Source organism: Streptomyces sp. NPDC051051, from assembly GCF_040682975.1.
Lineage (GTDB): Bacteria > Actinomycetota > Actinomycetes > Streptomycetales > Streptomycetaceae > Streptomyces.
Map to the genome: position 1 here is coordinate 45,767 of NZ_JBFBCB010000006.1, position 13,517 is coordinate 59,283.

14 protein-coding genes and 1 pseudogene are annotated in these 13,517 nt (G+C 73.4%); 12 read left to right on the top strand and 3 right to left on the bottom strand.

Annotated features, from left to right (window positions below; translation table 11 throughout):
* Positions 1-84 precede the first annotated feature (84 nt).
* The 9 genes and pseudogenes from AB0N31_RS06710 to AB0N31_RS06750 form a co-directional block, all read left to right on the top strand.
* A pseudogene (locus AB0N31_RS06710) lies at positions 85-492 on the top strand (ATP-binding cassette domain-containing protein); the annotation flags it as partial.
* A 338-nt stretch (positions 493-830) separates the two neighbouring features.
* Complete coding sequence (locus tag AB0N31_RS06715) at positions 831-1,034, top strand: MbtH family protein (protein ID WP_366057269.1); 204 nt, start codon at positions 831-833, stop codon at positions 1,032-1,034.
* A gap of 69 nt (positions 1,035-1,103) precedes the next feature.
* Complete coding sequence (locus tag AB0N31_RS06720; RefSeq protein ID WP_366057270.1) at positions 1,104-1,358, top strand: acyl carrier protein; 255 nt, start codon at positions 1,104-1,106, stop codon at positions 1,356-1,358.
* The gene (locus tag AB0N31_RS06725; protein ID WP_366057271.1) at positions 1,355-2,575 is read left to right on the top strand and encodes a beta-ketoacyl-[acyl-carrier-protein] synthase family protein; all 1,221 of its coding nucleotides are present in this window, start codon (positions 1,355-1,357) and stop codon (positions 2,573-2,575) included. Before AB0N31_RS06720 ends, AB0N31_RS06725 begins: the two co-directional genes overlap by 4 nt.
* A 2-nt stretch (positions 2,576-2,577) precedes the next feature.
* Positions 2,578-3,696 (top strand): beta-ketoacyl synthase N-terminal-like domain-containing protein, encoded by a 1,119-nt coding sequence (locus AB0N31_RS06730; RefSeq protein ID WP_366057272.1) that lies wholly within the window; start codon positions 2,578-2,580, stop codon positions 3,694-3,696.
* A gap of 113 nt (positions 3,697-3,809) precedes the next feature.
* On the top strand, positions 3,810-4,529 hold the full coding sequence (fabG, locus tag AB0N31_RS06735; protein WP_366057438.1) for a 3-oxoacyl-ACP reductase FabG: 720 nt from the start codon (positions 3,810-3,812) through the stop codon (positions 4,527-4,529).
* Positions 4,530-4,582: 53 nt separating this feature from the next.
* Entirely contained in the window at positions 4,583-5,698 is a 1,116-nt protein-coding gene (locus AB0N31_RS06740) for a class I SAM-dependent methyltransferase (protein ID WP_366057273.1), read from the top strand.
* A gap of 144 nt (positions 5,699-5,842) precedes the next feature.
* Positions 5,843-7,039, top strand: a complete 1,197-nt coding sequence (gene metK / locus AB0N31_RS06745; RefSeq protein ID WP_366057274.1) for a methionine adenosyltransferase — start codon at positions 5,843-5,845, stop codon at positions 7,037-7,039.
* A 16-nt stretch (positions 7,040-7,055) separates the two neighbouring features.
* Positions 7,056-7,286: an acyl-CoA carboxylase subunit epsilon gene (locus AB0N31_RS06750; protein ID WP_366057275.1), complete on the top strand. Its 231-nt coding sequence runs from the start codon at positions 7,056-7,058 to the stop codon at positions 7,284-7,286.
* A 101-nt stretch (positions 7,287-7,387) separates the two neighbouring features.
* On the opposite strand, the gene AB0N31_RS06755 is transcribed toward AB0N31_RS06750, so the two are convergent.
* Positions 7,388-9,394, bottom strand: coding sequence for a serine hydrolase domain-containing protein (locus tag AB0N31_RS06755; RefSeq protein WP_366057277.1), 2,007 nt, complete (start codon positions 9,392-9,394; stop codon positions 7,388-7,390).
* 173 nt (positions 9,395-9,567) lie between these two features.
* Between AB0N31_RS06755 and AB0N31_RS06760 the strand changes: the two genes are divergently transcribed.
* Both AB0N31_RS06760 and AB0N31_RS06765 read left to right on the top strand, forming a co-directional pair.
* Positions 9,568-10,809 carry a sensor histidine kinase gene (locus AB0N31_RS06760; protein ID WP_366057278.1) on the top strand — a complete coding sequence of 414 codons (1,242 nt, stop codon included), beginning with the start codon at positions 9,568-9,570 and terminating at the stop codon, positions 10,807-10,809.
* A complete protein-coding gene (locus tag AB0N31_RS06765) occupies positions 10,794-11,441 on the top strand; it encodes a response regulator transcription factor (RefSeq protein WP_366057279.1) in 648 nt (215 codons plus the stop codon). The genes AB0N31_RS06760 and AB0N31_RS06765 overlap by 16 nt, the downstream gene beginning before the upstream one ends.
* A 34-nt stretch (positions 11,442-11,475) precedes the next feature.
* On the opposite strand, the gene AB0N31_RS06770 is transcribed toward AB0N31_RS06765, so the two are convergent.
* Positions 11,476-11,958, bottom strand: a complete 483-nt coding sequence (locus AB0N31_RS06770) for a GNAT family N-acetyltransferase (protein ID WP_366057280.1) — start codon at positions 11,956-11,958, stop codon at positions 11,476-11,478.
* A 79-nt stretch (positions 11,959-12,037) separates the two neighbouring features.
* Here AB0N31_RS06770 and AB0N31_RS06775 point away from each other — a divergent pair, with 79 nt between their 5' ends.
* Positions 12,038-12,841: an exodeoxyribonuclease III gene (locus tag AB0N31_RS06775; protein ID WP_366057281.1), complete on the top strand. Its 804-nt coding sequence runs from the start codon at positions 12,038-12,040 to the stop codon at positions 12,839-12,841.
* Positions 12,842-12,857: 16 nt separating this feature from the next.
* On the opposite strand, the gene AB0N31_RS06780 is transcribed toward AB0N31_RS06775, so the two are convergent.
* Entirely contained in the window at positions 12,858-13,508 is a 651-nt protein-coding gene (locus tag AB0N31_RS06780) for a MerR family transcriptional regulator (RefSeq protein ID WP_366057282.1), read from the bottom strand.
* Positions 13,509-13,517 lie beyond the last annotated feature (9 nt).

Sequence of the window (13,517 nt, forward strand, 5' to 3'; positions counted from 1 at the left end):
GCCGGTATTTATCCTGCTACCTTCACGCCTCGGAAAGGGAATCCCAACACACTCGGAGAGATCCGGAAGAGGGCGGGGAGGGGCATGGAATTCGCCATTCAGGCCGAAGGGCTGAGAAGGAAATTCGGCGATCACGAGGTGCTGGCCGGTGTCGACCTGAGCGTGCCACCGGGCACCGTGCTCGGGCTGCTCGGCCCGAACGGCGCGGGCAAGACGACCACGGTGCGCACCCTGGCCACCCTTCTCGCGCCGGATGCCGGCCGCGCGACGGTGGCCGGCTGCGACGTGGTGCGCCGGCCGCGCGAAGTGCGCCGCAGGATCGGCCTGGCCGGGCAGTACGCGGCCGTGGACGAACTGCTCACCGGGCGCGAGAACCTGGTCCCCCTGCTGAGCGACGAACTGCGCGCCAGGCTCGGCGCCGCGGGCGACGCGCTGGCGGAGCTGACCGACGGCCAGTACACCCGCCTGCTGCGGGTCATCCGGACGCTCGACGCACTCGCCGTCCGCCACCGCCCCCACCTCCACCAGGGCGACCTGCACTTCTTCGCGGCGACGCGAGGAGGCACGCACGCCACCGGCGAGTCCGTCTGGGCCCCCCACACCGCCGGCCGGATCGTCCGCCACGAGGTGGACGCCGACCACGACGGAATGCTGGACGCCGCCCCCGCGGCGGCCGTGGCCCGCGTGCTGACCGACCTCATGGAATGACATCCGAACGATCCGGATGGGAATTCTGGGGAATCCTGAGGAAGTCCGATCAATTCCATGAAAATGCCCGCGCGGGATGAGTGCGCCCGCGTCCGTGCAAAGAGAAGGGGCACGTCACGGTAATGGGAAATCCGTTTGACGACGAGACCGGGACATTTCATGTGCTGGTCAACGAGGAAGGCCAGCACTGCCTGTGGCCGGCGTTCGCGCAGATACCCGACGGCTGGCAGGCCGTTCTCTCCGACGCCGGCCGGGCCGAGGCCCTCGACCACATCGAGCGGAACTGGACCGACCTGCGGCCCAGGAGCCTGGCCCGGGCGAGCTGACCTGACCGCGACACCACCGCCCACCCCTCGCCACGCACCACCTCACCACCCAGGAAAGGAACCGACACCATGAGTGCCATCACCATCGACGCGGCCGTCGAGGCCCAGGTGAGAGAGATCATCGCCGACGCCCTCGAGCTGGAGGAGGAGCTGACCTTCACCGGCCTGTTCGTCGACGACTACGGCGCCGACTCCCTCGCCGCGATCGAGCTGCTGTCCACGCTGGAGAAGACCTTCGGCGTGACGATCGAGCAGGACGAACTGCCGAAGATGGTCAACCTCGAGGCCGTCCTCGAGGTGCTGTCCCGGGCCGCGGCGCGATGACCGCCCGGCGTGTGGTGCTGACCGGGATCGGGGTCCTGTCCAGCATCGGCAACGGCGTCACCGAGTTCACCCGTGGCCTGCGCGAGGGCCGGTGCGGGGCGGGCCCCATCACCCGCTTCGACAGCACCGGGTTCCGCCGGCAACTCGCCCACGAGGTGCACGGCTTCACCCCGTCCGCATGGGTCCGCCACACGCCGGCCGAACAGCTCGGCCGCGCCACGCAGTTCTCCGTCGCCGCCGCCCGCATGGCGGTGAGCGACGCCGGGCTCGACCCGGCGGACCTGCGGGGCGGGCCGGGCCTGGTCACCGTCGGCACCACCGACGGCGAGGCCGACGCCCTCGACCGGCTCGTCGAGGCCCAGGCGAACGGCACCGACCCGGCCGGGCTCGACCCGGTCGGCGTCGGCCGGCTCGCCGCCCACCGGCTCGCCCTCGCCGTCGTCAAGGAGCTGCGGCTGCCCCGCGCGGTGCCCTCCGTGCTCGGCACCGCCTGCGCCGCCGGCAACTACGCCGTCGGCGACGGGTACGACGCCGTGCGCTCCGGCGAGGCCGAGTGGGCGCTCGTCGGCGGCGCGGACGCCCTGACCCGGCGGACCTTCGCCGGATTCCACCGGCTCGGCCTGGTCGCCTCCGACCGCTGCCGGCCCTTCGACGCCGACCGGGAGGGACTGCTCACCGCCGAGGGCGCGGGCATCCTCCTCCTGGAGAGCCTCGACTCCGCCCGCGCCCGCGGCGCCCGCGTCTACGCCGAACTCCTCGGCTACGGACTCAACTGCGACGCCCACCACCCCACCGCCCCCAACATGGACAGCGTCGCCCAGGTCATGCGGCTCGCGCTGGCCGACGCGGGCGTCAAACCCGAGGAGGTCGACCTCGTCTCGGCGCACGGCACCGGCACCCCCACCAACGACGTCACCGAGATCCGGGCCGTCCGCCAGGTGTTCGGGGACCGCCCGCCGCGCACCGTCGCCCTGAAGTCGATGCTCGGCCACTCCATGGGCGCCGCCAGTGCCCTCGGCGCCGCCGCCTCGGCGCTCGCGCTGACCCACGGCTTCATCCCGCCGACCGTCAACCACCGCTCCACCGACCCCGAATGCGCCGTCGACTGCGTGCCCAACCGCGCCGTCGACGCCGACCTCAGGGTCGTCGTCAACAACGGCCTGGCGTTCGGCGGCAACAACGCCGCCGTCGCCCTCGGCAGACACGAGGAGACCTGATCATGACGACCGTCGCGGTCCCCACGGACCGCCACTACATCACCGCCTGGTCGGCCGTCTCGCCCTACGGTGTGGCGAGCGCCGACTACGCGCGGGGCATCGTGACGGAGGACCCCGGCGGCAGCCGGGCCGTGCCCGTCCCCGCCGGACACGCCGCCCAGGAGGCCTGCCTGGTCCCCGGGTTCGAGGTGCGCGAGGTGCTCGGCCGGGCCGGCACCCGCACCATGGACCGGGCCACCGGCCTCGCCGTCACCGCCGTACGGGAACTCTTCGACGAGGCCTCCCGCGAACAGCGGCCGGTCCCGGTGGGCACCGGCACCGCCCTCGTCCTCGGCACCACCCTCGGCAGCGCGCAGAGCCAGCACGACTTCGCCATGGCCTCCTTCACCGGGGACAAGCCGTACGACGTGCCGGCCCAGTTCATGCCGAACGTGCTGATGAACTGCCCCGCCGCCGCCAGCGCCATCCGGTTCGGCCTCAAGGGACCCAACACCACGCTCGCCGGCGGCCGCCCCACCGGGCTCATCGCCCTCGGCTACGCCCGCCGCCTCCTCGCGGCCGGCCGTGCCGAACGGGTCCTCGTCGGCGCCGTCGAGGAGTACTCGCCGTCCCGTTCCTGGATCGAGCACCACACCCGGGGCGCCGACGAGACGCCCGGCCCGCTCGGGGAGGGCTGCGCCCTCCTCCTGGTCGAGCCCGGCAACGGCATGCAGGCCGGTCGTACCGCGCTGGCCGAACTCCTCGCCGTGGACGCCCGCGTGGACGTCGACGACGAACTCGCCGGCACGGCCGAGGCGTCCGTCCGGGACGCCCTCGCCGCCGCCGGCGTCGAACCGTCCGAGGTGTGGGCGGCCGTCGGCGGCGGACTCACCGGACGGGTCGGGCACGTCGAAACCGCCCTGTTGCGGCGGCTGTTCGGCGCCGACGCCGCGACCCGCATCGACGTCCACGACCGCATCGGCGACACCGCGGGCGCCTCCACCGCCTTCCAGTTCGCCGCGCTCCTCGCCACCGCCCGCCGTACGCCCGGGGCCCACGGCAGACCGGCCGTGATCACCTCCGTCGACCGCGACGGCTCGGTCGCCTGCGCGGTGGTACGGCTCCTCGGGGAGGCGTCGTGAGCACGCGGAACGCTCCCACGGGAAGTCGTGGGGGGAGCCGCGCCGGGGCGGACGCCCGCAGCGCTGCCGGGACCGCCGCGGGGAGTGGCGCCGGGAACGCCGTCGGGACCGCCCTGATCAGCGGAGGGTCCCGCGGCATCGGGCGGGCCACCGCCCTGCGGCTCGCCCGGGACGGATACGACATCAGCTTCGCCTACCGCTCCGACGAGGAGGCCGCGAGCAGCCTCCGCAAGGAACTCGACGAACTGGGCGTGCGCCACCTCGCGCAGCGACTCGACGTCGTCGACGCGCCGGCCGTACGGGAGTGGGTGGCCCGCACCGAGAGCGACCTGGGACCCGTCACCGTCGCCGTCGCCTCCGCCGGCATCACCCGCGACCGCCCCCTGCTGCTGATGTCCGACCAGGACTGGCAGGACGTCGTCGACACCAACCTCGACGGCACCGCCCACCTCTGCCGGGCCGCCCTCTTCCCCATGGTCAAGCGGAAGTCCGGCGTCATCATCACCCTGTCCAGCGTCTCCGGCGCCGGCAACCCCGGCCAGGGCAACTACTCGGCGTCCAAGGCCGGAATCATCGGCCTGACCTGCGCCCTCGCCAAGGAAGCCGCCCGCTTCGGCATCCGCGTCAACGCCGTCGCCCCCGGCATGATCGAAACCGACATGACCGCCGGGGCCTTCACCGAGGAACAGCGCGCCCGCACCCTCGCCGCCGTACCGCTCGGCCGCTTCGGCACCGCCGGGGAAGTCGCCGAGTCCATCGCCTTCCTCGCCTCCGACAAGGCCTCGTACATCACCGGCGCCGTGCTCCGGATCGACGGCGGGATCGTCGTGTGACCGGCAGCTCCACCGACCTCACCCCACCACACCGCATCGGGAGTAGACCTGCCATGACCGCGCCCGTCGACCTCACGCCCAAGGCCACCGCCAACCACACCCCGCTCGTCGACACCCGCCTGCTGACCGCCGACGACGACGGCGCCCGCGCCACCCACCGCGTCTACGAGCACCTCATCGGCATGTGGGCGCCCGGCGTCATCGAGGCCGCCCAGGACCTCGGCGTCTTCGCCACCCTCACCGCCGGCCCCGCCACCGCGGCCGGCCTCGCCGAGACCCTCGGCACCGACCTGCGCGCCACCCGCGTCCTGCTGGACGGGCTGCACGCCTACGACATCGTCGGGCGCGAGCGCGGCGGCGACGGCCAGGCCGTCTACACCCTGCCCGCCACCCTGCACGGGGTGTTCGCGCCCGACGGGCTCTACAGCCTCTCCGGGAAGATCACCCACGACCGCAACGTCGCCTGGCACGCCTGGCGCAACCTCGCCGAGAACGTCCGCAACGGGGCGCGCGGCGAGCACGGCGGGCAGCAGGTCAACCAGATATCCGAGGAGGACTACACCTCCCTCGCCCGAGGCATCAACTTCTGGGCCCCGCCCGTCGTCTCCGTCCTCGCCGACGCGCTGCGCGAGCGGGGCTGGGGGGACGACACCGAGGCCGTCCTGCTCGACGTCGGCTGCGGCACCGGCATCTACAGCCACCTGCTGCTCCAGGCGTTCCCGCAGCTGACCGCGCGCGGACTGGACGCGCCGCGGATCACCGCGATCGCCGCCGAGCAGGCGGGGCGGCTCGGCGTCAGCGAGCGGTTCTCGCCGCTGACGGCGGACTTCTGGAACGACGACTGGGGCAACGGGACGGACCTCGCCCTGTTCGTCAACATCTTCCACCTCCAGACGCCGGAGTCGGCCCACGAGCTGTTGCTCAAGACCGCCAAGGGGCTCACCGAGGGCGGGGTCATCGCGATCGTCGACCACATCGTCGACGAGGAGGCCGGCTCGGCGAACGTCCAGAACCGGTTCTTCCGGTTGTTCGCGGCGTCGATGCTGGCCACGGGGGGCGGGGACGCGTACACCGTGCACGACTACGACCAGTGGCTGGCGGACGCCGGGCTGCGGCGGGTCGCCCTGCTGGACACGCCGATGCACAGGGTGCTGCTGGCGGGACGGTAGTCCGTCCCGGGGGCGGGGGAGGGTGACCGTCGCGGGGCTCCGCCCCGGACCCCGGCGGGGACCGCGTCCCCCGCCCCCTCCCCCTTCCACAGGCTCCGCCCCTGCTCCACCCACCCACCCCACTCACCCAGGAGCAACCCGTCCATGACGCGTCATCTCTTCACCTCCGAATCCGTCACCGAGGGGCATCCCGACAAGATCGCCGACCGGATCAGTGACGCCGTTCTCGACGCCCATCTCGCGCAGGATCCGTCGGCGCGGGTCGCCGTGGAGACCCTCATCACCACCGGGCAGGTGCATCTCGCGGGGAAGGTCTCCTCCGCCGCCTGCTTCGACGTGGCCTCGCTGGTGCGGCGGGAGATCCTGGACATCGGGTACGACCACTCCGTCAAGGGGTTCGACGGGGCCACCTGCGGTGTCTCCGTGTCCCTGGGGCAGCAGTCGCCGGACATCGCGCGGGGGGTGGACGCCGCCGACGTCGCCGGTGACCCGCTGGACGCGCAGGGGGCCGGGGACCAGGGGCTGATGTTCGGGTACGCCTGCCGGGACACCCCGGAGCTGATGCCGTTGCCGGTGTCGCTGGCGCACCGGCTCGCGCAGCGGCTGACGGCCGTGCGCAAGGACGGCACCGTCCCCTACCTGCGGCCCGACGGCAAGACGCAGGTCACCGTCGAGTACCGGGGGAGCCGGCCGGTCCGGCTGGACACGGTGGTGGTGTCGGCGCAGCACGCCGCCGACGTCGACCTGGACACCTTCCTCGCCCCGGACGTCCGCACGCACGTCATCGAGCCCGAACTGGCCGCCCTGCGCGAGCGCGGCATCGACCTGGACACCGGCGACTTCCGCGTCCTGGTCAACCCCACCGGCCGGTTCGAGATCGGCGGCCCGACCGGGGACGCCGGCCTGACCGGGCGGAAGATCATCGTCGACACCTACGGGGGCATGGCCCGGCACGGCGGCGGCGCCTTCTCCGGCAAGGACCCCTCCAAGGTGGACCGGTCGGCGGCGTACGCGATGCGCTGGGTCGCCAAGAACGTCGTCGCCTCCGGGCTCGCCGACCGCTGCGAACTCCAGGTCGCCTACGCGATCGGCAAGGCCGAGCCGGTCGGCCTGTTCGTCGAGACGTTCGGCACCGCCCGGGTCGCCGTCGACCGCATCAAGGACGCCGTCGCCGAGGTCTTCGACCTGCGCCCGGCGGCCATCATCCGCGACCTCGACCTGCTGCGCCCCGTCTACGCGCAGACCGCCGCCTACGGCCACTTCGGGCGTGAGCTGCCCGACTTCACCTGGGAGCGCACCGACCGCGCCGACAAGCTCCGCGCCGCGGCGGGCCTGGGCTGAGGGGGAGGGGCCGGCCATGCACACCGACCAGCCCGCGCTGCCGTTGCCCGCCGGGCTTCCCGCGCCCCGTTTCGAGGTCACCCACGGTGAACCCGACATGACCGAACTCGCCGCCCTGACCCTCGTCCTGTACGCCTTCACCCAGTCCCGCCCCGAGTCGACGGAGGCCACCCGCTCGGTCGCCGAGTGGTGGCGCCGGCGTCCCGGCGCCTACCGGGCCGCCGGTTCCTGGCGGGGCCGGGGATGACCGCTTCCCTCCGCCGCGTGACGTGCCGTCACGCGGTGAGCCCGCCGCCGTCCGGGGACCTCCCGGGCGGCGGCGGGCTCCTTGTGCGGGGCCCGGCCCCGTTACGGCAGGAGCCCGTACGCGGCGCCCAGACCGACCACGACCGTCGCCGCCAGGGCGTGGCAGGTGTAGGTGATCCGGCCGGCCACCGGCCACCAGCCCCGGCGCCAGGCCAGCACCGTGCAGACCAGGAGCAGGGCGGTGGCCGCCGCCGCGGCCGCGACCAGGTGGGGGATCAGGGTCAGCAGGGGCGAGTCGCCCACCAGGACGGTCCGGTTGAGGGCGTTGCCGTCGCCGGTGAGCCTGACGAAGCACACGGTGGCCGTGGCCAGGGTGGCGCCGGTGAGCCAGGCCAGGATCCAGGCGAGCCGGCCACCGGGCGCCTTGGCCCGGTGACGCCGTACGAACGCCACCACCGGCAGGAGCAGGAGGGCCGCGCCGAGGACCGCGAGGCCGGCCAGCAGGGCCTGTTGGTGCAGGGCCGGCGACTGGTACCAGGCGAGCTTGTCGAAGACCTGGGTCGGGTCGGAGGCCAGGGCCAGTCGGCCGTCCCGGAAGGCGATCCGGTCCTGCCCGGCGCGCTCCTGGAAGACGCCCGGCGCGACCGGCACCCAGTGCTGCTCGCCGACCCGCGGGTCCCGGGCCAGGCCGGTGGTGGCCAGGGTGCCGTCGGCGTCCGCGGTGACGTGCACGGAGGTGGTGAGCGCCGCGACCCGGGTCAGGTCCGAGGTGCTGGTGCGGGTGGTGCGGTAGTAGCCGGAGTAGGGGGAGGCCGCGGCCTCGTCCTGCCGGGTGAGCCGCGCCGAGGCGTCTGCCGAGGGCCTGCCGTCGGCGTTGCCGCGGCCGACGGCGGAGGGGGTGGCCGCGGCGCCCTCGCCGCCGTCACCGAGCCGGTCCGCCACCCGGTTGACCAGTTCCTGGCCGGCGTAGGAGGCGCTGCCGTCGACGCCGTCGCCGTTGTAGACGACGTACACGCCGACTCCGGACGCGGGGAGCAGGGCCAGGTTGCCGTGGAAGCCGGGCAGGTCGCCGTCCTTCACCCACAGCCGCTGTCCGGCCCGCAGGCGCTCCTCCAGCAGGTAGCCGATGCCGGGCAGCCGGGGGTCGTTGGCGAACTGGCGGTGCAGCATGGCGCGGGTGGAGGCGCGGGTCAGGACGGGGCCGCCGTCGTCGAGCAGGGCGCTCATCAGGCGGCCCATGTCGTCGGCGGTGGTGACGGCGCCCGCTCCGGTCGGCGTCCAGGCGCCGTACTGTCCGTCCTCGGCGCGCTGCCGACCGCCGTCGGGCCGGTAGCCGAGGGCGAGGGCGCCGGCGGTGCGGGCGTCGGGCCGGGCGAAGGTGGTGCCGGTCATGCCGAGGGGCTCGAGGACGGCGTCGTGGACGTAGGTGGCGAACGGGGTCCCGGTGACCTGCTCGACCAGGTGACCGGCGAGCGCCACGCCGTAGTTGTCGTAGCTGGCCACCTCGCCGGGCGGCCGTACCCGCCGGGGCTGGTGCTCGCCGAGGCTCTCGCCGAGGGCGCCCGCCGGTTCGGGCGCGGTGCCGCCGCGGCCCAGGATGCTGGTGTCGAACCCGGCGGTGTGCGTGAGGAGATGACGGACGGTCACCGGGTGGCCGGGGTAGCTGTCCTTGATCTTGAAGGCGGTCAGGTACCGGTTGACGTCGGCGTCCAGGCTCAGCCGGCCCTTCTCCACCTGCTGGAGCACGGCGACCGCCGTGAACAGCTTGGCGTCGGAGGCCATGAAGTAGCCGGTGCGCCGCGGGTCGCTGCGTACGCCCCGCTCGACGTCGGCCAGTCCGTAGCCCTTGGTCAGCGTCCGGCCGCCGCGGTCCACCACGACGACGGAGGCGCCCGGGATCCGGTGCTCGGCCAGCTGCTTCGGCACCAGGTCGTCCAGCAGCGCGGACAGGCTCCCGCCCTGCCGTGCGGACGCCGTACCGGCACCGGTACCGGCGGCGGTGCCGGCGCCGGGGCCCGAACGGCCGTCCGCGGCGGCCGGGGTCACCACGCACAGGACGGCGGCCACCACGGCCGCCACCACGATGAGGATTCGCTCTCGGCTCGTCATGCCTTCGATTCCACCCGCTGCGGCCGTCGCGCCCCAGGGCCCTGTGTGGTGTCCGAGGGGTACCCAGGTACACCCCCCGAGAGGGGACAATGGTCCCGTGATCGGCGGCACGTGGCGCACCAGGATGTAACACGTAGGGCGGCAACGGGCCGCCGGATCTCAGGAGTTGCGGCATGAATATCGCCAAGGACGCGCGTACCGCGGTCGCCGGGCTTCCGCTGGCCGGACTGGCCCTCGCCGAGGTCTTCTTCTTCTCCCTGCTGGTGACCGCGATCTCCCTGCTCGGGGCGGGCATCGGCCTCTTCCTCATCCCGGCGGCCGCCCTCGCCGCCCGCGGCACGGTGGGCGTCACCCGCCGGCTGGCCGGCGCCCGCCTGGAGGGCGGCATCCCCGAGCCGTACCTGCCGGAGCCGTCCCGCGAGGGCGGGCTCAAGAGCTGGTGGACCCGCACCCAGTGGATCCTCACCGACCCGGCGACCTGGCGGGACCTGGCCTGGATGCTGGTCAACCCGGTGGTCGGGATCGTCCTGGTCCTGCTGCCGCTCACCCTGATCGCGTTCGGCGTCTTCGGCCTCCTGATGCCCATGCTGTGGGAGGACATCAGCGGCAACGGCGGCAACAACTGGTACTGGTTCGTCAAGGTGACCGACAGTCAGAGCGCCCTGTACGCACTGGGGTTGGGTATCCCGACCCTGCTGATCGGCCTGGTCTCCGCCCCCGCCCTGATGCGCGCCCACGCCCAGCTCGCCCGCACCCTCCTCGCCCCCACCGAGACCTCCCGCAAGGTCCTGCACCTCACCCGCACCCGCTCCGAGGTCGTCAGCAGCTCCGCCGCCGAACTGCGCCGCATCGAGCGCGACCTGCACGACGGCGCCCAGGCCCGGCTCGTCGCCCTCGGCATGAACCTCGGCGTCGCCGAGCAGCTCCTCGCCAAGGACCCGGAGGCGGTCCGCGAGATCCTCGCCGACACCCGCAAGGCCTCCGCCAGCGCCCTGAACGAGCTGCGCGACCTGATCCGCGGCATCCACCCGCCGGTCCTCGCCGACCGCGGCCTCGCCGACGCCGTCCGCGCCCTGGCCATGGACAGCCCGCTCGACGTCTCCGTCACCGCCGAACTGCCCGGCCGCGCCGACGCCCCCGTCGAGTCCGCCCTCTACTTCGCCGTCTCCGAGATCCTCACCAACGCGGCCAAGCACGCCGCCCCCACCCACGTCGACGTCGACCTCTGGTACGCCGACGGCCGGATCCGCGCCCAGGTCAGCGACGACGGCCACGGCGGGGCCGACCCCTCGCGCGGCACCGGCCTGCGCGGCATCGAGCGCCGCCTCGCCGCCTTCGACGGCGTGCTGGCGGTCCACAGCCCGGTGGGCGGACCCACCACCCTCACCCTGGAGATCCCTTGCGCGTTGTCCTAGCCGAAGACCTGTTCCTCCTGCGCGACGGCCTGGTGAGGCTGCTGGAGGCGTACGACTTCGAGATCGTGGCCGCCGTCGACAACGGGCCCAGCCTCTTACGGGCCCTCGTCGACGAGCGGCCCGACGTCGCGATCGTCGACGTACGCCTCCCGCCCACCTTCACCGACGAGGGCCTCCAGGCCGCCCTGGCGGCCCGCAGGAAGGTCCCGGGCCTGCCGGTGCTCGTCCTCTCCCAGTACGTCGAGCAGCTCTACGCGCGTGAGCTGCTCGCCGACGGCAGCGGCGGCATCGGCTACCTCCTCAAGGACCGCGTCTTCGACCCCGACCAGTTCGTGGAGTCCGTCCGCCGGGTCGCCGCCGGCGGCACCGCCATGGACCCCGACGTCGTCGCCAAGCTGTTCGCCAAGGACAGCAACGGCCCCACCGGCTCCCTCGCCCGCCTCACCCCGCGCGAGCGGGAGGTGCTGGCGCTGATGGCCGAGGGCCGTTCCAACGCCTCGATCGCCCAGTCCCTGGTGATCACCGAACGGTCCGTCATCAAACACACCTCGAACATCTTCGCCAAACTCGACCTGCCGGTCTCCGACGACGCCAACCGGCGGGTCCTCGCCGTCCTGGCGTTCCTCAAGTGAGGTTCTCCCCGGTCGAGGTGCGGCGCGGCCCGCCTCAGGAACCGAGCGGCTTGGCGTAGCAGCGGCTGGCCTCGTGGAAGCGGTAGTAGCCGAACTTGGCGCACGGCTCGTAGCCGCTGGAGGTGTACAGCGCGATGGCCTCCGGCTGCTGGGTGCCGGTCTCCAGCACCATGCGCAGCCGCCCGGCCGCGCGGGCGTCCTCCTCCAGCTCGGCGAGGATCCGGCGGGCCAGCCCGCGCCCCCGCGCCTGCCTGACCACGAACATCCGTTTCAGCTCGGCGTCCCCGTCCCGGTTCCCCTCGCCGTTCTCGTCCTGGCTGCGCCAGCCGCCCGTGGCGACCGGCCGGTCCAGCTCGTCGTAGGCGATGAGGTACACGCCGCGCGGCGGGTCGAAGTCGGCGGGCGCCAGCACCGTGGCGTCACCGCCGTCGCCGTAGCGCTCGTGGTACTCGGCCTGGACCTCGTCGTTGAGCTTGACGGCGTCCGGGTGGTCGAAAGCGACACGGCGTATATTCATGCTGCTCAAGGTACATCCATGCATCTGTAGGGGGCGGGAAGGAAACGGACCTCGTCCAGTGTGCCGGTATCGTGCCGGGGTGCTGACCGTGACCTCCGTGAACGTGAATGGGCTGCGGGCCGCCGCGAAGAAGGGCTTCGTGGAGTGGCTCGCCGACACCTCCGCCGATGTGCTGTGCCTCCAGGAGGTGCGCGCCGAACCGCAGCAGCTGCCCGAGGCGGTCCGCGCCCCCGAGGGCTGGCACGTCACCCACGCGCCCGCCGCCGCCAAGGGCCGCGCGGGCGTCTCCCTCTACACCCGCCGCGAACCGGACGCCGTCCGCGTCGGCTTCGGCTCCGCCGAGTTCGACACGTCGGGCCGCTACGTCGAGGCCGACCTGCCGGGTGTGACGGTCGCCTCCCTCTACCTCCCGTCCGGCGAGGTCGGTACCGACCGCCAGGACGAGAAGGTCCGCTTCATGGGCGAGTTCCTGGCCCACCTCAAGGACCTGCGCGAACGCGCCGCCGCCGACGGCCGCGAGGTCCTGGTCTGCGGCGACTGGAACATCGCCCACCAGCAGGCCGACCTGAAGAACTGGCGTTCCAACACCAAGAACTCCGGCTTCCTCCCCGAGGAGCGGGACTGGCTGACCCGGGTCCTCGCCCCGGCGGACGGCGGTTACGTCGACGTGGTCCGCGCCCTGCACCCGGACGTCGCGGGCCCGTACACGTGGTGGTCGTACCGGGGACGGGCGTTCGACAACGATTCGGGATGGAGAATTGATCTCCATGTCTCGACGCCCGGCCTCGCGGCCAAGGCCGTGAAGGGCCTGGTGGAGCGGGCGGCCACGCACGGCGAGCGCTGGTCGGACCACGCGCCGGTGACGGTGGTCTACGACCTCTGAGCGTGCGGACGGCGGCTCACGGCCCGTCCACCCGCCGCAGCCGCCGGTCCAGTGCCAGCGAGAGCTCCGCCTCGACCACGCTGCGCGCCAGCGGGCGCAGGCGGGGCAGGGCCTGTTCGTCCGCGTGGCGGAGGATCAGGTCGGCGAAGAGTTCCGCGAGGGCGTCGGCGTGGTCGCGGACGCGGGCGCCGGCGGCGAGGACCTCGGCGAGGGGGATGCCCTCGCGGACCAGGGCGGCGGAGACGTCCAGCAGGCGGCGGCTGATGTGGACGATCTCGTCGCCGTCGGTGCCCAGGTAGCCGAGGTCGAGGGCGGCGGCGAGGTTCTCCGGGGTGACCTGGCCCTCGAACCGGGCGGCGAGTTCCTCGGGGGTGAGGCGGACCGGTTCCTCCTCGGTGGGGCCGCCGACGCCGAGCAGGTCGGCGACGTCGCGGCCGTGGTCGAGGGCGTCGGCGAGTTCGGCGATGCCGGTCAGGGTGTGGCCGCGTTCCAGCAGGGCCGCGATGGTGCGCAGGCGGGCCAGGTGGTGGTCGTCGTACCAGGCGATGCGGCCCTCGCGCCGGGGTGGCGCGAGCAGTTTGCGCTCACGGTAGAAGCGCAGGGTGCGCACCGTGATGCCGGCCTCCCCGGCCAGCTCCTCCGTCCTGTACTCCCGCTTGTCCGTCACCCGGGAAGC